We start from the raw sequence: 19,323 nt of genomic DNA, 5'->3' as shown, positions 1-19,323 counted from the left end.
CAGGCTCACTCCTACGGGGGATTTGTGGTGGTTTGGAGGTTAGAGACTGTTCTGCAGATTACTGCGCAGCGCTTGCAGCTCCGCTTGCAGTTTCTGCAGCCTCTCCAGGGTCATCCCGCTGGCGCCGAGGATGCACTGGGGAATGCCCTGCGCCTGCTCTCGCAAGGCACGACCCTGTTCGGTAAGTTCGACAATCACCACCCGTTCGTCTTCACGACTGCGGGTGCGGCTGAGTAAACCTTCGGCTTCCAGGCGTTTGAGCAAAGGCGTCAGTGAGCCGGGATCGGTCAGCAGGCGCGTGCTGATTTCGCCTACGGTCAAACCGTCCTGTTCCCACAACACCATCATCGCCAGGTATTGCGGATAGGTCAGGCCCAGTGCTTGCAACAGCGGCTTGTAGACCTTGGTCATCAGCAGCGAGGTGGAGTGCAGGGCGAAGCAGGCCTGATTATCCAGCAGCAGGTCGTCGCAGTTATCCGGGGTATCGCGCTCGGTGGTCATTTCGAAGCCTTGATCAGTGATCGTCATAAATCTAGCGGGCGAATCTTTAATGCACCAGACAATTCTAGCCTAGTGCCGGTCGAGGGTGCTTTGCAGGGCCAGATCCCACGGCGGGATCGGGCTGAAACGGGTTTTCAGGTATTCCAGCAACAGGCGGCTACGGGGATTGGGTTGTTGCTCAAGGCGCAAGGCATAAATGCCGGTGGTTTCCGGTGGTGGCAGGCCGTGTTCACAGAACAGCGGAAGCAGTTCACCGCGTAAGAGGTATTCGCTGGTCAACCAGGTGGGCAAGTGTGCGATACCCAGCCCGGCCAATGCGCCGCAGACCAACGCCTCGGCATTGTTGGCACCCATGCGGATGCGCGCCGGGCGGTGCAAGTGCATCTGCCCGTCGCGTTCGAAGCGCCAGGCGAACGGCGGAGCCAGGCCATCCCAGTCGAGGCCATCATGCTCAGTCAGTTGCGCCGGATCGGTCGGCACACCACGCCGTTGCAAATACTCCGGGCTGGCGCAGGCGATGCGCACCATGCTCGCCAGCGGCGTGGCCACCAGCCGGGTATCGGCCATTTGCCCGGCGCGCAGCACCAGATCGACCTTGCCCAGATTCAAACCCTGCATGTCGACGAAACTGTCGATCAGGTGCAACTGCACGTCGAGGCCGGGGTAGAGCATCAGAAAGTCGGCAATCACCGGCGCCAGATGCCGCCGTCCGAAGGCCGCCGGTGCATCGATCCGAATCAAGCCTTCCGGTGCGCTGCTCAAGGATACCGCCTCAGCCCGAGCCAGCCGCAGTTCAGCCACGATCCGTCGGGCGCGCTCGGCAAATGCCAAACCCGCCGGGGTGGCGCGCACGGCGTGGGTGCTGCGAATGAACAACTGGCTGCCGACGGCGTTTTCCAGGCTGTCGATGCGCCGGGCCACGGCTGAAGGGGTCAGTGGATGACGGCGGGAAGCGGCGGAAAAACTGCCGGTTTCCAGCACGTCGAGGAACAGACCCAGCTGTTCGGTCAATTGATCAGGGTTCATGGTGGTGTCAGCGCTTGTGCGAAGTTGGCACAGCCATTGTGCGTTGCTGTGCGTTTCCCCGCCAGCGCCGACTGCGTAGGATGAATAGCCTGACGTGAAGGGAAAATCGCCTGTGATTGAGTTTTTGATGTACCTGGTGTTTGGCGCCGCTCTGGGAACCCTCGGTGGGTTGTTCGGCATTGGCGGTGGTTTGATTGCGATCCCGTTGCTGGGCGTGTTGTTTGGCCTCGATCAGCAGATTGCCCAGGGCACGGCGCTGGTCATGGTGGTGCCCAACGTGATGCTGGCGCTGTGGCGTTACCACCAGCGTAATCGCATTGAATTGCGCCACGCGCTGCCATTGGCCTCGATGGGGTTCTGTTTTGCCTGGATCGGTTCGATCTGGGCAGTGGGCATCGATGCACAAACCATGCGCATCGGGTTTGTCGCGTTCCTGATTGCTCTGTCGGCCTACAACCTGATGCGAATGTTCTACGCCAACGCGCCCGTGTCGGCGCAGATGAATTACTCATGGCCATGGCTGGGCGTGCTCGGCGCCGCCTCCGGCACCATGGGCGGGTTGTTTGGCGTGGGCGGGGCGGTGGTGGCAACGCCAGTGCTGACCAGTCTGTTCGGCACCAGTCAGGTGGTTGCCCAGGGGTTGTCCCTAGCGCTGGCGCTGCCAAGTACTGGCGTCACGCTGGTGACTTACGCGGTGCATCATCAGGTCGACTGGATGATCGGCCTGCCTTTGGCGGTTGGCGGGCTGATGAGTATCAGTTGGGGTGTGAGGATTGCCCACGCACTGCCAGAGCGACTGCTGCGCGGGTTGTTCTGTGGGTTTTTGGTGTTCTGTGCGGTGATGCTCTCCTTTAAAGTTTGAAACCTTCGACGATGTGTTCGGCCAGGCATTCAGTGATCGGCGATGGATTGTGCAGGTTGCGCACCAGCATGATGCTGGCTTCGGGCAGGATTGGCAGGCCTTCGGCTTCACCGAGAATGCGCATGTCGGGGGTGATCAGGCTTTCCAGTTGCGCAGTGACAGCCAGTCCGGCACTGACTACCGCCATGATCGCCGACAGGCTGTCGCTGTTGTACGCCACGCGATAATCGCAACCCATGGCGTCCAGCGCATTGCAGGCCCATATGCGGCAGAAGCAATCACTGTTGAACATCGCCAGTGGCAACGGTGTTTGCTCATGGGCGCTGAAACACTGTGCCTCGGCCCAGACAAAATGCTCCTTGCGCAGTAACTGGCCGATTTCGTTGCCCGGCTCGCGGGTGACGATGGTCAAGTCGAGGTCCTGGCGCAGCAGCAATTGTTTTGATGATTCGCAGTGCACCTCGATCTGGATCAGCGGATACGTCTGGGCAAACCGCCGCAGAATCCCCGGTAAAAAACGCATCACGTAATCGTCGGGCGTGCCGATGCGCACCATGCCGACCATGTGCGGCTCGCGCAGCGTATTGAACACCTCGCTGTGCAACTTGAGGATGCGCCGGGCATAGCCGAGCAATACCTGACCCTCCGCCGTCAGCCGCACTTGCCGTCCGTCACGCTGGAACAATTGACGCTGCACCACGTCCTCTTCCAGTCGCTTCATCTGCATGCTCACAGCGGACTGAGTGCGGTTGACCAACTCACCGGCGCGGGTAAAACCGCCCTGGTCGGCGATGGCGACAAAGGTGCGCAGCACGTCGGTATCGATAGTCGGGTAGGCAGACATTCATCAATCTCCGAGATGTATTACATAAGAAACATTCGTTGGATTGATCTTAGCCCTGGCGTGACACTTGAGCCATCCAAACGGAGGGCAACAAGATGAAAGGTCAAAAAGGTTATGTCGGCGTAGAAAAAAACTCGGTGCACCTGATCTCTGATTTGCTGCACAAATTCAATCGCTGGTACGAACTGCACCGTGAACGTGAAATGTTGGCGGGCATGAGTGATGAAGCGTTGAAGGACATCGGGCTCAGTCGTGCGGATGTCGAACACGAAGCAGTCCGCCCATTCTGGGATGACCCGATGCACAAATGAGTCATACACAACTACACAAACCATCTTCCGGTGAGGTAGGTTGCGAGCAGACAAGGAGATGCTCATGCGCGCAACACTGTCCTTTTCCATCAAACAGGCTCGGCGTCTGGCGCTGGCCGCCCAAGGGTTCAACGGGCGCCAGCCGCCAGCGGCGATCAAGCCGGTGCAGCTCAACCGTCTGATCGAGCGGCTGGGCATTCTGCAGATCGATTCGGTCAATGCATTGGTGCGTTCGCACTACCTTCCCTTGTTTTCCCGCCTCGGCAATTACTCCCCCGACTTGCTCGACCAGGCTGCCTGGAGTTCGGGCCGGCGGCGCACGCTCTTCGAGTATTGGGGGCACGAAGCCTCGTTGCTGCCCTTGGCGATGTACCCGTTGATGCGCTGGCGCATGCTGCGCGCGACCCGTGGCGAAGATATCTATCAGCAACTGGCGCGTTTCGGACGTGAGCAGCAGGACACGATTCGCCGGGTGCTGGCCTCGGTTCAGGAGCTGGGTGCGCTGGGTGCCGGAAGCCTGTCGACCCGTCAGGAACGGGCAGGGCCCTGGTGGGACTGGAGCGCAGAAAAGCATGCGCTGGAATGGTTGTTCGCCGCCGGAGAAGTGACTGTGGCCGGGCGGCGTGGGTTCGAGCGGCTTTATGATCTGCCGGAGCGGGTAATTCCCTCGGCGATTCTTGCGCAGCCGCTGCTGAGCGAGGCCGAGGCTCAGCGCGGCCTGTTGCTGCATGCCGCGACAGCGTTGGGCGTCGGAACAGAAAAAGACCTGCGCGATTACTTTCGCCTGAGTCCCGGTGATGCCCGTCCGCGCTTGGCGGAACTGGTGGAGGCGGGTGAATTGCTGGGCTGTGAAGTCCAGGGCTGGCGGCAACCGGCCTATTGTCTGCCTGATCCGAAAGTGCCGCGCAAGGTCGAAGCCAGCGCCTTGCTTTCACCCTTCGATTCACTGATCTGGGAGCGCAGTCGTACCGAGCGCCTGTTCGATTTTCGCTATCGGTTGGAGATCTATACGCCGCAGGACAAGCGGGTCTACGGCTACTACGTATTGCCGTTTTTGCACAATGAACGGATTGCCGCGCGGGTGGATCTGCGCGCCGAACGGGCGCAGGGCAGGCTTGCGGTGCACGCGGTGCATGAGGAAGAGCCGGGGCTGGATGACGAAGGGATGCTAGCGTTGGCGGTCAATCTGCGGCGAATGGCGGATTGGCTGGGGCTTGAGCAGGTTCAGTTGAATTGTCCGCGGGCGAGTGCGGCGCGGTTGCGGGTGGCATTGGCACAGCTTTGAGCACCGATCGTTCCCACGCTCTGCGTGGGAACGCCTCTAGGGACGCTCCGCGTCCAGTGACGCGGAGCGTCACGGGCTGCATTCCCACGCAGAGCGTGGGAACGATCATTTAGCGTCGGACTTGCTTCAGCGTCTCGGCAATCAAAAACGCCAACTCCAGCGACTGATCGGCATTCATCCGCGGGTCGCAATGGGTGTGATACCGATCCGACAACCCGTCTTCGGTAATCGGCCGCGCCCCACCAATGCACTCAGTGACATTCTGCCCGGTCATCTCGATGTGGATGCCGCCGGCATACGTGCCTTCGGCTTCGTGAACCTGGAAGAACTGCTTCACCTCACCAAGAATCTGCGCAAAGTCGCGGGTCTTGTAGCCGCTGCTGGCCTTGATGGTGTTGCCGTGCATCGGATCGGAACTCCACAGCACCTGCTTGCCTTCGCGCTGTACGGCACGGATCAGTTGCGGCAGGTGATCGCCGACCTTGTTCGCGCCCATCCGCGCAATCAGGTTCAGACGGCCAGGATCGTTGTCCGGGTTGAGCACGTCGATCAGGCGAATCAGGTCTTCGGGGTTCATGCTGGGGCCGACTTTGACCCCGATTGGATTGTTCACGCCCCGCAGGAACTCGACGTGTGCGCCGTCGAGCTGGCGGGTGCGGTCGCCGATCCACAGCATGTGCGCCGAGCAATCGTAGTAATCGTTGGTCAGGCTGTCGCGACGCACGAAGGCTTCTTCGTAGTTCAGCAGCAGCGCTTCGTGGGCGGTGAAGAAACTGGTTTCGCGCAGTTGCGGCGAGCTGTCCATGCCGCAGGCGCGCATGAACGCCAGGGTTTCATCGATGCGATCGGCCAGGTGGCTGTACTTCTCGGCCAGCGCCGAGTTGGCGATGAAATCCAGGTTCCATTTGTGCACTTGATGCAGATCGGCAAAGCCGCCCTGGGCGAAGGCGCGCAACAGGTTCAGGGTCGCGGTGGATTGGTGATAGGACTGCAGCAGGCGTTCCGGGTCCGGCACGCGGCTTTTTTCGTCGAAGCCGATACCGTTGACGATGTCGCCACGGTAGGCCGGCAGGGTGACGCCGTCGATGGTTTCATCGTTGGCCGAACGCGGCTTGGCGAACTGACCGGCCATGCGCCCGACCTTGACCACCGGGCAACCGGCGGCGAAGGTCATGACGATCGCCATTTGCAGCAGCACTTTAAAGGTGTCGCGGATTTTCGCGGCGGAGAACTCGGCAAAACTTTCGGCACAGTCGCCGCCCTGCAGCAGAAACGCGCGGCCCTGGGTCACTTCGGCAAACTGACGGCGCAACTCCCGGGCTTCACCGGCAAACACCAGCGGCGGGTAACTGGCCAGCGTTTGCTCGACGTGCAGCAAATGCGCTGCGTCGGGGTAACGGGGTTGTTGCTGGATCGGCAGGGCGCGCCAGCTGTCAGGGCTCCAGGGTTGGCTCATCACGGTCTCTAGTGTTTTACGCTCGGACGGTCATGTTATCAGCAATTAGTGCGTGACCTGTTCCCGTCGCTTCGCGGACAATCGCGCTTTTGCCGCGCCACTCCGCGGTTTTAGTACGTTGCCGGGTACGGCGACGATCAGGAGACGAAATGACTGAGGAGCGCGTCGAGCATCTGCTCGCCGAGGTACAGGATGAGTTCGGCGTGATTCGCGTGCTGGAAGTGGCCGATTACCGTTTTCTCGAGTTCGGTGATGCCATCGAACAGAGCTGCGTGTTCACGGCTGATCCGAGCTGGCTCGAATACGATTACACCCGGGCGATGCTGATTGGCGCGTTGTGCCACGAGCAGCCGGAAACCGCGCTGTTCCTCGGCCTCGGTGCCGGCACACTGACCCAGGCCTGCCTCAAGTTCCTGCCGCTGGAAGACGTCGAAGCCATCGAGTTGCGCCCTGACGTGCCGCGCCTGGCCATTGAATACCTTGGGCTGGATGACGATCCGCGACTGTATATCCGGGTGGGCGATGCGCTGGAGCTGCTCGATACCGCTGAGCCGGCGGATCTGATTTTTGTCGACCTCTACACCGATGTCGGGCCAGGTGTCGGGCATCTGGCGTGGAATTTCCTGGAAAACTGTCAAAAACGCCTGAACCCGGGTGGTTGGCTGGTGATCAACCAGTGGGCCACCGATGATGGCAAGCCGTTGGGCGCCGCATTGTTTCGCGGGCTCTATCACCGGCATTACTGGGAGCTGCCGGTGAAGGAGGGCAATGTGATTCTGCTCGTGCCTTCGGAGCTGGATCAGGAACTGGACATGAACGGCCTGATCGCCCGCGCCGAAGGGCTGGCGCCGCGGTTGGGGTATTCGTTGCAGTCATTGATCAAGGCAATCCGCCCGGCGACGTGAAGGCTGGTGAGATAACTGTGGCGAGGGAGCTTGCTCCCGCTTGAGTGCGCAGCACTCACAAAATCTCCATGGATTGCCAGGATTTTCGGGGCCGCTTCGCAGCCCAGCGGGAGCAAGCTCCCTCGCCACAAAAGCCGGCGTGTCAGCAGCCTTTGAAGACTCCGGGGCGCTTCTCGATCATCGACCGCACGCCTTCCTTGGCATCTTCACTGGCCAGCAACTTCTTCACCATCGGCGGCAATGCCTGGGCCGCCGCGGTTTCCCCTTCATAACGCGCCTGCCTTGCAGACATCAACGTCGCCCGAACCCCAAGCGGCGCTTGCCGGGCAATCCGCTCAGCCAATTCAATCGCCCGGGGCAGCAGGTCCTCGCTGGCCATGACTTCCTGCACCAACCCCAGGTGCAACGCCTCATGGGCATCGAAGTCATCGCCGGTCAGCAGCCAGCGCATGGCATTGCCCCAGCCAGCGACCTGATGCAGGCGCAACGTGGCGCCGCCGAACGGGAAGAGCCCGCGTTGCACTTCTTTCTGGGCGAAACGGGTATTGCTGGCGCACAGGTTGATATCGGCGGCCAGCATCAATTCGATACCGATGGTCAGGCAGTAGCCTTGCGCGGCGACGATCACCGGTTTGCTCACCCTGGGGCCGGCGAACACCCCCCACGGATCGCAGCCGCCGGGCGGTGCCTGCCAGCCGTCAGCCAGGGCCGCGCTGGCGCTGACCAAATCGAGCCCTGCGGTGAAATGCTCACCGTGGCCGAACACCACTGCCACCCGCGCTTCGCTGTCGGCCTCGAACTCGCCATAGGCCAGGCTCAGTTCGTTGAGCAAGTCGAGATCGAAGGCGTTGCGTTTGGCCACTCGATCCAGGCCGATCATCAGGACGTGACCGTGCCGTTCACGGCTCACACGGCTGGAGCAGGGCTGATTCATGGTGTATTTCCTCGGGCGGGGAAGGGATGTCAGGCAGCAGGTCTGCGTGACAAGGGTGAACCGTTTTAGCGCGATCGTCAGCAGGGCTGGGCCTTTGAAAAATAGACTGTTGTCCGATTGTCCGCAAAGCGTGTGACAGAACGCTAAACACCGCACTTTTCCGACAAATAAAGCTCCCTTTTTGAGCGAATTCCGGTATAGTGCGCGCCGGCCTTTAACCAGGCCGCGTTTAGGTAGCGCAATTCCCCGAAGTCAGCTTCGGCTGCACGTCCGCACAGCGGACTCTCCCTTGACGAATCTTTTTCATTCATTCGTTTTCGCAAATCCCCGCCGACAAAGCAGCCAGGGCGACTCTTGAGTCTTACACGGCATGCGCAGCTTTGGAGCATGGGTCTTTGCGGATGCACTTAGAGGCAGACCCATGACCCAGGAAACCGGCGGCTTCGCCGCTTTTAATCTTAATCCGAACATTCTTGCAGCCGTCATCGCGACTGGCTACGAAGAACCTTCGGCTATTCAGCAGCAATCGATCCCGATCATCATGGCCGGTCACGACATGATTGGTCAGGCGCAAACCGGTACGGGTAAAACCGCTGCGTTCGCCCTGCCGATCCTGCATCGCATCGATCCTGCTAAGCGCGAGCCGCAAGCCCTGATCCTGGCGCCAACCCGTGAGTTGGCGCTGCAAGTAGCAACCGCTTTCGAAACCTACGCCAAGCAAATGCCGGGCGTTACCGTTGTGGCCGTTTACGGCGGCGCCCCTATGGGCCCACAACTGAAAGCAATCCGTAATGGTGCACAGATCGTTGTCGCCACTCCGGGCCGTCTGTGCGACCACCTGCGTCGCGACGAAAAAGTTCTGTCGACCGTGAACCACCTGGTTCTCGACGAAGCGGACGAAATGCTCAAGCTGGGTTTCATGGACGACCTCGAAGTTATCTTCAAGGCCTTGCCTCCAACCCGTCAGACCGTATTGTTCTCGGCTACCTTGCCGCAGTCGATCCGTGCCATTGCCGAGCGCCATCTGCGCGATCCGCAACACGTGAAGATCCAGACCAAGACTCAGACCGTTACCGCGATCGAACAGGCTCACCTGTTGGTTCACGCTGACCAGAAGACCTCGGCTGTATTGAGCCTGCTGGAAGTTGAAGACTTCGATGCCCTGATCATGTTCGTGCGCACCAAGCAAGCGACCCTGGACCTGGCCAGTGCCCTGGAAGCCAAAGGCTACAAAGCCGCTGCGCTGAACGGTGACATTGCTCAGAACCAACGTGAGCGCGTGATCGAATCCCTCAAGGATGGCCGTCTGGACATCGTTGTGGCGACCGACGTTGCTGCTCGTGGTCTGGACGTTCCGCGCATCACTCACGTGTTCAACGTTGACATGCCGTACGATCCAGAATCCTACGTTCACCGTATCGGCCGTACCGGCCGTGCCGGTCGCGAAGGTCGTGCACTGCTGCTGGTGACTCCACGTGAGCGCCGCATGCTGCAAGTGATCGAGCGTGTAACCGGTCAGAAAGTTGCCGAAGTCCGCCTGCCGGACGCTCAGGCTGTTCTCGATGCCCGCATCAAGAAACTGACCAACAGCCTGTCGCCGCTGGTGGCTGATGCCGAATCGACTCACGGTGATCTGCTGGATCGCCTGACTGCCGACATCGGTTGCACTCCGCGTGCACTGGCCGCTGCTCTGCTGCGCAAGGCAACCAACGCTCAGGCGTTGACCCTGGCAGCCATCGAGAAAGAACGTCCACTGGTGCCGAACAACGCACCGCGTGGCGATCGTCCAGAGCGTACCGGTGATCGTCCGGACCGTGGTGATCGTGAGCGTCGTGCTCCGGTTCCATTGGCCGAAGGTCGTGCTCGTTGCCGTACCGCGCTGGGTGCGCGTGATGGTATCGCTGCCAAGAACCTGCTGGGCGCTATCCTCAATGAGGGTGGTCTGGCTCGCGAAGCAATCGGTCGCATCCAGGTGCGTGACAGCTTCAGCCTCGTTGAGCTGCCGGAAGATGGTCTGGAGCGTCTGCTGACCAAGCTGAAGGACACTCGCGTTGCCGGTAAGCAGTTGAAGCTGCGTCGCTATCGCGAAGATTGATCCGCTCTCGGGCTGATTGATCGAACATAAAAAATCCCCGACTGGTTCGGGGATTTTTTTTGCCTGCCGTTTGTAGCAGCTGCGTTGTGGTGAGGGGATAAATCCCCTCGCCACAACGCAGTTGCTACAGGGTTAGTCCGTCACTTGGCCGCCGCCCGCGGTGATCACCTGCACGCTCATGCGTGGTGTCGCCAGGTCGAATCCGGCTTCGTCCAGGTGCCGCTTGAGCGACAGGTTGAACGCTCGGGACACTTCCCATTGCTTGATCGGCGCGGTCTTGAACCGGGCGCGAAGAATTGCGTTGCCTGACTCAAAACTCTCGACACCCTGGATCTCCAGGGGCGACCAGATGTTGCGCCGTTGCAGTGGATCGGTGCGCATCTTCTGGCCGACGTCGCGCATCAGTTTGATCGCGTTATCGATGTCCATGTTGGAAGGTATCGCCACCCGGAAAATCGCGTAGCCGAATTCCCGGGAATAGTTCTTGATGCTTTTGATTTCGCTGAACGGAATGGTATGGACGATGCCGTCAATGTCCCGCAGGCGCACGGTACGAATGGTCAGCCCTTCGACAGTGCCCAGGTGGCCGCCAACGTCCACGTAGTCGTCGATGGCCAGCGAGTCTTCGATGATGATGAACAGCCCGGTGATCAGGTCCGCCACCAGCGACTGTGCGCCGAATCCGATGGCCAGGCCGATCACGCCGGCACCGGCCAGCAAGGGGGTGACGTTCATGCCCATGTTTGCCAAGGCAACAATCAGCGCAATGATGAAAATCGCCACGAACAACACATTGCGAATCAACGGCATCATTGTCTGTGCGCGGGCATTCGCCAGGCCTTTGCGCGAGCGGGTGAGGGCGTGGTGCACGGCGGTGTCGCTGAGAATCCAGATCAGCCAGGCAAAAATCAGCGTGCCGCCGAGGCTGAACAGTTTGACGCTGACTTCATGCCCTTCGCCTTCGGTGAAGCGGATCAGCGACATGCCCCAGACCCGCAGGCCGAGTTCGATGAACGCCAGCCAGACCACCAGGTGGGCGAGTGTGTAGAAAAAGCTTTTCAGGCGATCCGAATACAGGGCATGACGCTTCACGCTGCGCTGTGGCTTGAGTGAATGGCGGCGCACCAGGCCATTGATGACCATGCACAACACCAGCAGCACGGTGCAAATCAGCGACTGACGCAATGCGGTGCTGGTATCGCCGGCCGAGACGAACGTGGCGAACAGCGAAATCCCCACCAGCACCAGCGCCGGCACGTACCAGAAGGTGCCGAGAATTTCGATCGTGTCGCTGAGGGCGCGGCGGGTCAGGCGCCGGGACAACGGTTGGTTGCGGATCAAGTGGGCGATGGGGCGACGGAACCGCAGGATGAACATCCCCGTGGACAACGCCGCCAGTACGTTGGCGACTGTCGCGGCGGTGTGCGCCAAATGACTGCCAAGGCTTTCGACCAGTCGCGGATCGCTCAGGGCTTCACCGAAGGCGGCGAAACTGCCGATCAGCCACAGGGGCCGAAAGGCTTGATGCCGCAGGATGTGCAGGGCGCGGTGGCGGTGTGGGCCGTCGAGCAGCGAAAAGGCGATCACGCAGATTGCCGAAAAACAGGTGCCGACCACCAGCGCATACGCCAGCACCATGGCCAGGCTTTTGCCCAATGACGAAGGCAGGGCGTAGCTCATGTAGACCGTGATGACCAACGCAATCAGCCACGGTCCGAGTTTGCGCAGGGCGAAGCGCAACATGTCCAGGGCCTTGGGGTGCTGCGGCAGTTCTTCGGTGAGGCCGAAGCGCATCCGCACCCGGTGGCTGATCCAGATCAGCGCCGCCGCCAGCAAGCTCCAGAGCATCAGGATCAGGGCGAAGGCAAAGATGATCGGCAGCCATTCATTGGCCGGCAGCACCAGCGCTGTCAGTTCATCCTCAGCCAGTTTGAATTCTTCAGACCAGCGCGTGAGAGGGCTGTCCGCGCCTGAAAACTGTTTTTCGAAACTGGCCAGGGTGCCACCGATCAGTCCCAGTACGCCTGCTTCGGCGACCGGCTGGGCCTTTTTGGTGGCGTCGCGCAGCTTCTTCAGATCCGCCAGCAATTGGGCGCGTTGCTGATCGTTCTCCAGCGACTTGATGACTTCGTCCAGGGATTGTCCCAAGGGCTCTTGCGCCTCAGGCTGTTTTGCCGAGCTGTTGAGCAGGCCAGGCAAGCCGACCGCCTGGGCAGGCGTCATCGGCAGCAGCGTCATGAGGCAGACAAGGAACAAACATGGCAGGGCAAAAAGACGAGCGAACACTAGGCGGTCAACCTTGGGATGAGCAAATCGACCGAGTGTACGAGCCCGTCAAAATCAATGCGAGCCAGGGCTGAGGATTTATTCGTTGAGTTTGGCGAGGATCTTGAAAACCACGGTGGCGAGGATCGTCAACATGCCGATCCACATCGCGAACACGCCGAGGTTTTTATCGCGAAAATTGAAGCCGATTGCCAACATGACCATCCCGGAGAGAATTGGAATCAGCATGGCGTGAAACGAAGATAACGAGATCATGGGCGACTGCCTTGTCAAAGGGGTAGTTAAAGTCTAGGCGGCTTTTGGGCGACCGGTGGTGAGGTGTATCCGAGAGCGGCGAGACCACTGTGGCGAGGGAGCTTGCTCCCGCTCGGTTGCGCAGCAGCCGCAAACACCTATACATGCGGTGTTCCTGAAACACCGCATCAGTGGAATTCGGGGCTGCTTCGCAGCCCAGTGGGAGCAAGCTCCCTCGCCACAGGGTTTGTTACGGCAGTTCGCGGCAAGCGTAAAACGCGCTCAGCACTTTGACCAGGTGTGCCAGGTCATGGCTGCCGCACAATTCGCGGATCGAGTGCATGGCGAAAGTTGGCAGGCCGATGTCGACGGTGCGCACGCCCAGGTGGCTGGCGGTGATCGGGCCGATGGTCGAGCCGCAACCCATGTCGCTGCGCACCACGAAGCTCTGTACCGGCACTTCTTCGGCCATGCACAGGTGACGGAAGAACCCGGCGGTTTCGCTGTTGGTGGCGTAGCGCTGGTTGCTGTTGACCTTGATCACCGGGCCGGCGTTGAGTTTCGGACCGTGGTTGGCATCGTGCTTGTCGGCGTAGTTGGGGTGCACGCCGTGGGCGTTGTCAGCCGAGACCAACAGGGACTTCTGAATGGTGCGCACGAACTCATCGCCTTCAGGCAGCAGGCGACGCAGTGTCTGCTCCAGCATCGGGCCGTCGGCACCGCAGGCCGAGCAGGAGCCGACTTCTTCGTGATCGTTGCAGACCAGGACGCAGGTTTCGTCGGTTTCGGTGGTCAGCAAGGCTTGCAGGCCGGCATAGCACGACAGCAGGTTGTCCAGGCGCGCCCCGGCGATGAAGTCACCATGCAGGCCGATGACCGCGGCGCTTTGGGTGTCGTAGAAACTCAGCTCATAGTCGAGCACCACGTCGGCGTTCAGGCCATGTTCGCGGGCGAGTTGATCGGTGAGCACGGCACGGAAGTCCACGCGCTCGTCACCGGCAAATTGCGCGAGGATCGGCGGCAGTTCGGTCTGGGCGTTGATCGCCCAGCCCATGTTGGCTTCACGGTTCAGGTGAATGGCCAGGTTAGGGATGATGGCGATCGGCGCCTTGAAGTCGACCAGTTGGCTCTCGACCTTGCCATCACGGCGGAAGGTCACGCGGCCGGCCAGGGACAGGTCGCGGTCGAACCATGGCGCCAGCAGTGCGCCGCCATAGACTTCGACGCCCAGTTGCCAGAAGCCCTGGCGTTGCAGTTCCGGCTGGGGTTTGACCCGCAGGCACGGGCTGTCGGTGTGTGCGCCAACCAGGCGAATGCCGCCGTGCAGGGGCGAATGACGGCCCATCTTGAACGCGACGATCGAGGAGTCGTTACGGGTGACGTAGTAACGGCCATTGGCTTCGGTGGCCCATGGCTCGCGCTCGTCAAGGTGTTGAAAGCCTGCCGCTTCCAGGCGCTGAACAAGGCTGGCGGTGGCATGGAATGGGGTAGGGGAGGCCTTGAGGAAATCGATCAGGCCTTGGTTCAACTCTTCGCGCATAAGTAGCTCCAGACAGCAATGGCGCAAGTTTAACGTATTGGCTCACGGCATTGCAGAGACAATGCCGTTCGACGTACGCCGGCTGCTGGCTGGTGAAGAGATGTCAGCCGGTGATCAGCTTGCCCTTGAGGAACACTTCGCGACGTTGCTTGCGGCCTACATGCTCATGTTTGCTCGCGAGGTACACCTCGTCGAATTTTTCCTTCGAAATACCCGGGATCTGTCGGATGTATTCGTCCACCAGGCGGTCATAGGCGGCTTCGGTGATGAGCTTGTAGATGTCCCGGCGATAGAAGAAGCCCAGTTGAAAACCCAGGGTTTCGCTTTGATGGTTTGTCTGGCCGGCAAAGCAGTTTTCAAAGTCGATGGCTTTAAGCTGAGTCTGTGGTGTTTGCGGGATCATGATGTTGCCAGCCCAGAAATCCATGTGCGTGATGTTTTTGCGCGCCAATGAGCTCAACAAATCGAAGGCGTCGAGAATGAATGTCTCGACGTTGTCCGGGTTGCGTTTAAGCCATTGCACGCCGTCGATATGGTCGTCGAGCAGGCGCGTGATAATGAAATATTCCTGGGTCAGCCCCAGTCGGTCCTTTGTGTAACCGAACCCTTGCAGCGGCGGCATCTGCACGCCACGGCGCTGCGCTTCGAGCGTATTGATCAATTCTTCGAGCGGCCAGTCGAATCGGCCATTGCGCTGTGGTTTGCCAAAGGTCACGCGCATTTTTGCCTTCAGGGTATCCAGCGGCTGGACCTTGGCAAACAGCGGCGTATCGCCGGAAGCCAGCGGCGCACTGGCACGGGTGAGCTTGTGCGCGCGTCGTTTGTGTATGAGCTGTTCAAGCGCCTGTTGTGCTTCGGCTGAAGGCTGCTCGCTAAAGTGCAGGGTGGTGTTGAACAGGCAGAAGGTGAATGGGTAGTCGTCTTGGAATGTCTTGTTGCTGAGCACGAGGGGGCTTCCTGCCTGCTATCAAAGTGATGGCAGTTTACGTTTCATTACAAATTCATGACAATAATTTCACATTATTTTCACTTCTATTTGTAACAAAAAACGCCCTTCAATTGAAGGGCGTTTTTAGATTCTGCGGTTGCTCAAAAAGGAGCAGGACATTCGAAGCGTAAGCGCTCGCCGCTTTGCGGGTGAGTGAAGCTCAGCATGCTTGCGTGCAAGCAGAGTCGTGGCCAGGCGGCCAGTGCTTGCTCGTGGGCATATAGCCCGTCACCCAGCAATGGATGGCCGATGGAAAGCATGTGCACGCGCAACTGATGGGAGCGGCCGGTGATCGGCGTCAATTCGACCCGACACCAATCGCCACAACGTTCCAACACCCGCCAGAAGGTCAGGGCATGTTTGCCGAACTCATGGTCCACGACGTGGCGTGGCTTGGTCGGCGGGTCGTAGCGCAAGGGCAGATCGATGCTGCCACTGTCCAGCTCCGGTTGTCCCCAGCACAGGGCGGTGTAGGCCTTTTCGGTTTCACGGTCGTGAAATTGCCGAGACAGCTCGCGATGCGTGTCCGGATCACGGGCCAACAGAATAATGCCGGAGGTTTCCCAGTCCAGACGATGGACGATTCGCGCTTCCGGGTAGCCGTTTTCTTGCAGGCGGGTAATCAGGCAATCCTTGTTGTCGTCCGCCCGGCCAGGGACAGAGAGCAATAGGGTCGGCTTGTTCACCACCAGTACGGCGGCGTCCTGATGGATGATATGGATGTTGGACAACGGCATTAAAACAGCCTCGTAACAAACGCCAACGGCGGCTCAGGCCCCCGCACCTGTAGGAGCGACCTGTGGCGAGGGGGCTTGTCGGAACGCCGCATCGCCCCGTTGGGCTGCGAGGCAGCCCCAAAACTTCCGGTGTACCGAAAGTCCTGTGAGTGCTGCGCACTCAAACGGGGCGATGCGGCGTTCCGACAAGCCTCTCGCCACAGTTCGCCCCTACAGGATCTGGAAGGCCTGAACCGCCGTGGCTCCCGCCGGATCGACTAGCGATCTGGCAGGGTGATATTGAGTTCCAGAATCGAGCAGCTGCCCTGGTTTTCCAGAGCGACGTGCACGTCATCGGACCCGATATTGACGTACTTGCGGATGACCTCGACCAATTCCTTCTGCAAGGCTGGCAGGTAGTCCGGTGTACTGCGTTGGCCGCGTTCGTGCGCCACGATAATCTGTAGACGCTCTTTCGCTACCGACGCGGTGCTGACTTTTTTGCTGGCACGAAAGAAGTCAAAAAGATTCATTATCTACCTCCAAACAGGCGCTCGAAGAATCCCTTCTTCGTTACATCGAGAAAACGATGCTCCACGTTCTTGCCCAGCAGGCGATCGACCGCATCGCTGTATGCCTGACCGGCATCGCTCTGGTCGTCGAGAATGACCGGCACGCCTGAGTTGGAAGCCTTGAGTACGGCCTGGGATTCTGGAATGACACCCAGCAGGGCGACTGCCAGAATCTCTTTGACGTCTTCGACGCCGAGCATTTCGCCGTCACTGACTCGTTGCGGGTTGTAGCGGGTCAGCAGCAGGTGTTCCTTGATTGCCTCTTCGCCCTTTTCCGCGCGGCGCGATTTGCTGGCCAGCAGGCCGAGCATGCGGTCCGAGTCACGAACCGAGGACACTTCCGGGTTGGTCACGATAATCGCTTCGTCTGCGAAGTACATGGCCAGGTGAGCGCCTTTTTCGATACCGGCCGGCGAGTCGCAGACCACGTATTCGAAGTCTTCTTTGAGCGCCATCAACACTTTTTCCACGCCTTCCACGGTCAGCGCGTCTTTATCGCGAGTCTGACTGGCGGCCAGTACGTAGAGGTTTTCCAGGCGTTTGTCTTTGATCAGGGCTTGTTGCAGGTTGGCTTCGCCGTTTACCACGTTGACGAAGTCATACACCACACGGCGCTCGCAACCCATGATCAGGTCGAGATTACGCAAACCGACGTCGAAGTCGACGATAACTGTTTTGTGACCGCGCAGTGCGAGGCCGGTACCGATAGCAGCACTGGTGGTGGTCTTACCCACACCACCCTTGCCGGATGTAACCACGAGAATCTTGGCCAAGGTGTTTCACCCCTAAGGAAAAAGGACATTTAGCCCCTGAAAAACATCTCTAGAAAAACTACTGCAGTCGGACAGCCTTGGCTGGAATTCGGCCCAGAGCGGCGCTTACCTCGGGTAAACACTGCTTATGGCCTTTTTCCTACTTCGTTTGAGCCGTTTTCGCTACGTTTTAGAGATGTTTGGAAAATGCGGCAGTATCCGTTAAAGCCGAATGATGTTCAACACATCGCCCGACAGGCTGACCTGTACGCCCGCGCCCCACAAAGGGTCGCGACGCAGATCCTCCGAAACCTTGTAGTGCCCTGCAATGGAGACCAGTTCAGCGCTCATTTGCTGACAGAAAATCCTGGCTTTCGTGTCGCCTTTGACACCGGCCAACACTCGACCACGCATCGGGCCGTATACATGGATGTTGCCATCGGCGAGAAGTTCCGCCCCCGGGCTGACTGAGGAAATCACCACCAGATCGCAGCCCTGGGCATAAATCTGCTGCCCACCGCGTACGGGGGAGGTGATGATCTTCGTTGGCTTGATTGTCGGCTCCGGCGGTTTTTCCGGTTTTTTCGGAACTTGGCCTTCGAGCGGGTCCAGCGGACGCTCACGGGCACCGGACGGTGGCAGCACCGGCAGGTCGACCGCAATGGCCGCGGCAATGTCTTCGATACGGCTGGCACGGATCGCCAGGGTGCGCAGGCCATGCTGGCGGCAGACGCGCATCAGGCTCGGCAGATCGACCGCGCCTTCGCCGGCCGGGAGTTTGTCCAGGGCCAGCACCAGTGGCGCGTTACTGAAAAAGTTTGGCGCCTGGGCGACCTTGGCGGCCAGTTGACGATCGAGGTTCTCGAGGTCGTTACGAGCCAGTTCCAGCACCGTAATGGCGAGCATGCTGCCCTTCAGCTGGAACACGGGATCTTGGTCTAGCGGTTCGGTTTGGCTCATGGTCGGCATACAACGACTTGTCACTAAAAGTGCCGAGACTTATAACGAGAACGCCCGCGAGCCGCAAGCCGGGTCGAACGATGTAGAATGCGCGGCCATTGTCTTTCCGGAACCTTTAATGGATCGCCCGCGTTTTCGAACAGCATTTCTATCTCCACGTTTCTGGCCGCTGTGGTGTGGCTTGGGGCTGTTGTGGCTGATTGTCCAGCTGCCGTATCCGGTATTGCTGTCGATCGGTCGCGCCCTGGGTGCATTGATGTATCGAGTAGCGGGCGACAGACGGCGCATAGCCAAGCGCAATCTCGAACTGTGTTTCCCTGAAAAAAACGCTGCCGAGCGCAAGCGCCTGCTCAAGGAAAACTTCGCCTCAACGGGCATCGCGTTTTTCGAAATGGCCATGAGCTGGTGGTGGTCACGCGAGCGTTTGGCGAAGCTGGCCCATGTCGAAGGGTTGGAACATCTGAAAAAAGCCCAGCGCGACGGCAAAGGCGTGATCCTGATGGCCGTTCACTTCACCACGCTGGAAATCGGCGCGGCCTTGCTCGGCCAGCAGCACACCATTGATGGCATGTACCGCGAACACAAGAATCCATTGTTCGACTACGTCCAGCGCCTGGGGCGCGAGCGGCACAACGTCGATTCGCTGGCGGTGGAGCGTGACGACGTGCGCGGCATGCTCAAATTGCTGCGCGCAGGCCGGGCAATCTGGTACGCACCGGACCAGGACTACGGCGCCAAGCAAAGTATCTTCGTGCCGCTGTTCGGGATTCAGGCTGCCACCGTCACCGCCACCAGCAAGTTCGCGCGGTTGGGCAAGGCGCTGGTGGTGCCGTTCACTCAGGAACGTCTGGCGGACGGCAGCGGTTATCGACTGGTGATTCATGCACCGCTCGAGGGCTTTCCCGGCGAAACCGAAGAGGCCGATTGCCTGCGGATCAACCAATGGATCGAAGGCGTCTTGCGCGAATGTCCGCAGCAATACCTCTGGGCGCATCGCCGCTTCAAGAGTCGTCCACCGGGCGAACCGAAGCTGTACGCAAAACGCGGTTGAACCAC

19 protein-coding genes are annotated in these 19,323 nt (G+C 59.8%); 6 read left to right on the top strand and 13 right to left on the bottom strand.

Features of this window, described 5'->3' with window-relative positions; genetic code table 11:
• Positions 1 to 39 precede the first annotated feature (39 nt).
• Positions 40 to 501, bottom strand: coding sequence for a MarR family winged helix-turn-helix transcriptional regulator (locus tag ACQ4OB_RS10340; protein ID WP_102616330.1), 462 nt, complete (start codon positions 499 to 501; stop codon positions 40 to 42).
• 69 nt (positions 502 to 570) lie between these two features.
• On the bottom strand, positions 571 to 1,527 hold the full coding sequence (locus ACQ4OB_RS10335; protein ID WP_074878339.1) for a LysR family transcriptional regulator: 957 nt from the start codon (positions 1,525 to 1,527) through the stop codon (positions 571 to 573).
• Between the two features lie 112 nt (positions 1,528 to 1,639).
• Between ACQ4OB_RS10335 and ACQ4OB_RS10330 the strand changes: the two genes are divergently transcribed.
• Positions 1,640 to 2,389, top strand: coding sequence for a sulfite exporter TauE/SafE family protein (locus ACQ4OB_RS10330; protein WP_102616310.1), 750 nt, complete (start codon positions 1,640 to 1,642; stop codon positions 2,387 to 2,389).
• Here the strand turns inward: ACQ4OB_RS10330 and ACQ4OB_RS10325 are convergent.
• The gene (locus ACQ4OB_RS10325; RefSeq protein ID WP_102616309.1) at positions 2,379 to 3,233 is read right to left on the bottom strand and encodes a LysR substrate-binding domain-containing protein; all 855 of its coding nucleotides are present in this window, start codon (positions 3,231 to 3,233) and stop codon (positions 2,379 to 2,381) included. The genes ACQ4OB_RS10330 and ACQ4OB_RS10325 overlap by 11 nt on opposite strands.
• A 95-nt stretch (positions 3,234 to 3,328) precedes the next feature.
• Here ACQ4OB_RS10325 and ACQ4OB_RS10320 point away from each other — a divergent pair, with 95 nt between their 5' ends.
• Together ACQ4OB_RS10320 and ACQ4OB_RS10315 are read left to right on the top strand one after the other, a co-directional pair.
• Positions 3,329 to 3,544 carry a DUF1127 domain-containing protein gene (locus tag ACQ4OB_RS10320; RefSeq protein ID WP_430955637.1) on the top strand — a complete coding sequence of 72 codons (216 nt, stop codon included), beginning with the start codon at positions 3,329 to 3,331 and terminating at the stop codon, positions 3,542 to 3,544.
• A gap of 64 nt (positions 3,545 to 3,608) precedes the next feature.
• On the top strand, positions 3,609 to 4,829 hold the full coding sequence (locus ACQ4OB_RS10315) for a winged helix-turn-helix domain-containing protein (RefSeq protein WP_074878331.1): 1,221 nt from the start codon (positions 3,609 to 3,611) through the stop codon (positions 4,827 to 4,829).
• Between the two features lie 109 nt (positions 4,830 to 4,938).
• Here ACQ4OB_RS10315 and ACQ4OB_RS10310 read toward each other — a convergent pair whose 3' ends face one another.
• Positions 4,939 to 6,285, bottom strand: a complete 1,347-nt coding sequence (locus ACQ4OB_RS10310; protein ID WP_074878329.1) for a class II 3-deoxy-7-phosphoheptulonate synthase — start codon at positions 6,283 to 6,285, stop codon at positions 4,939 to 4,941.
• A gap of 149 nt (positions 6,286 to 6,434) precedes the next feature.
• Between ACQ4OB_RS10310 and ACQ4OB_RS10305 the strand changes: the two genes are divergently transcribed.
• Positions 6,435 to 7,190, top strand: a complete 756-nt coding sequence (locus tag ACQ4OB_RS10305) for a spermidine synthase (protein ID WP_430955636.1) — start codon at positions 6,435 to 6,437, stop codon at positions 7,188 to 7,190.
• Between the two features lie 142 nt (positions 7,191 to 7,332).
• Here the strand turns inward: ACQ4OB_RS10305 and ACQ4OB_RS10300 are convergent, their stop codons facing one another.
• The gene (locus ACQ4OB_RS10300; protein WP_074878323.1) at positions 7,333 to 8,124 is read right to left on the bottom strand and encodes a crotonase/enoyl-CoA hydratase family protein; all 792 of its coding nucleotides are present in this window, start codon (positions 8,122 to 8,124) and stop codon (positions 7,333 to 7,335) included.
• A 421-nt stretch (positions 8,125 to 8,545) separates the two neighbouring features.
• On the opposite strand from ACQ4OB_RS10300, the gene ACQ4OB_RS10295 reads away from it, so the two are divergent.
• Positions 8,546 to 10,219 carry a DEAD/DEAH box helicase gene (locus ACQ4OB_RS10295; protein ID WP_008146183.1) on the top strand — a complete coding sequence of 558 codons (1,674 nt, stop codon included), beginning with the start codon at positions 8,546 to 8,548 and terminating at the stop codon, positions 10,217 to 10,219.
• 132 nt (positions 10,220 to 10,351) lie between these two features.
• Here the strand turns inward: ACQ4OB_RS10295 and ACQ4OB_RS10290 are convergent, their stop codons facing one another.
• From ACQ4OB_RS10290 to minC, 8 genes are all read right to left on the bottom strand, one after another.
• Positions 10,352 to 12,505 carry a mechanosensitive ion channel family protein gene (locus tag ACQ4OB_RS10290; protein WP_430955635.1) on the bottom strand — a complete coding sequence of 718 codons (2,154 nt, stop codon included), beginning with the start codon at positions 12,503 to 12,505 and terminating at the stop codon, positions 10,352 to 10,354.
• 78 nt (positions 12,506 to 12,583) lie between these two features.
• The gene (locus ACQ4OB_RS10285) at positions 12,584 to 12,760 is read right to left on the bottom strand and encodes a hypothetical protein (protein ID WP_162842863.1); all 177 of its coding nucleotides are present in this window, start codon (positions 12,758 to 12,760) and stop codon (positions 12,584 to 12,586) included.
• 229 nt (positions 12,761 to 12,989) lie between these two features.
• Complete coding sequence (locus ACQ4OB_RS10280; RefSeq protein ID WP_430955634.1) at positions 12,990 to 14,279, bottom strand: M18 family aminopeptidase; 1,290 nt, start codon at positions 14,277 to 14,279, stop codon at positions 12,990 to 12,992.
• A 103-nt stretch (positions 14,280 to 14,382) separates the two neighbouring features.
• Complete coding sequence (locus tag ACQ4OB_RS10275) at positions 14,383 to 15,225, bottom strand: lipopolysaccharide kinase InaA family protein (protein ID WP_102616744.1); 843 nt, start codon at positions 15,223 to 15,225, stop codon at positions 14,383 to 14,385.
• Between the two features lie 143 nt (positions 15,226 to 15,368).
• On the bottom strand, positions 15,369 to 16,004 hold the full coding sequence (locus ACQ4OB_RS10270; RefSeq protein WP_046037585.1) for an RluA family pseudouridine synthase: 636 nt from the start codon (positions 16,002 to 16,004) through the stop codon (positions 15,369 to 15,371).
• Positions 16,005 to 16,261: 257 nt separating this feature from the next.
• Entirely contained in the window at positions 16,262 to 16,516 is a 255-nt protein-coding gene (gene minE, locus ACQ4OB_RS10265; RefSeq protein ID WP_007898843.1) for a cell division topological specificity factor MinE, read from the bottom strand.
• Entirely contained in the window at positions 16,516 to 17,328 is an 813-nt protein-coding gene (gene minD / locus ACQ4OB_RS10260) for a septum site-determining protein MinD (protein ID WP_008146172.1), read from the bottom strand. The genes minE and minD overlap by 1 nt, the downstream gene beginning before the upstream one ends.
• Positions 17,329 to 17,529: 201 nt before the next feature.
• Positions 17,530 to 18,267, bottom strand: coding sequence for a septum site-determining protein MinC (minC, locus tag ACQ4OB_RS10255; protein WP_074880809.1), 738 nt, complete (start codon positions 18,265 to 18,267; stop codon positions 17,530 to 17,532).
• A gap of 118 nt (positions 18,268 to 18,385) precedes the next feature.
• On the opposite strand from minC, the gene ACQ4OB_RS10250 reads away from it, so the two are divergent.
• Positions 18,386 to 19,318 (top strand): lipid A biosynthesis lauroyl acyltransferase, encoded by a 933-nt coding sequence (locus ACQ4OB_RS10250; RefSeq protein ID WP_430955632.1) that lies wholly within the window; start codon positions 18,386 to 18,388, stop codon positions 19,316 to 19,318.
• Positions 19,319 to 19,323 lie beyond the last annotated feature (5 nt).

Origin of the sequence: Pseudomonas sp. ES4 (assembly GCF_050586665.1) — a bacterium.
Taxonomy (GTDB): Bacteria; Pseudomonadota; Gammaproteobacteria; order Pseudomonadales; family Pseudomonadaceae; genus Aquipseudomonas; species Aquipseudomonas frederiksbergensis.
The sequence above is the reverse complement of the archived record's forward strand: the minus strand, read 5'-3'. Positions and strand labels throughout refer to the sequence as shown.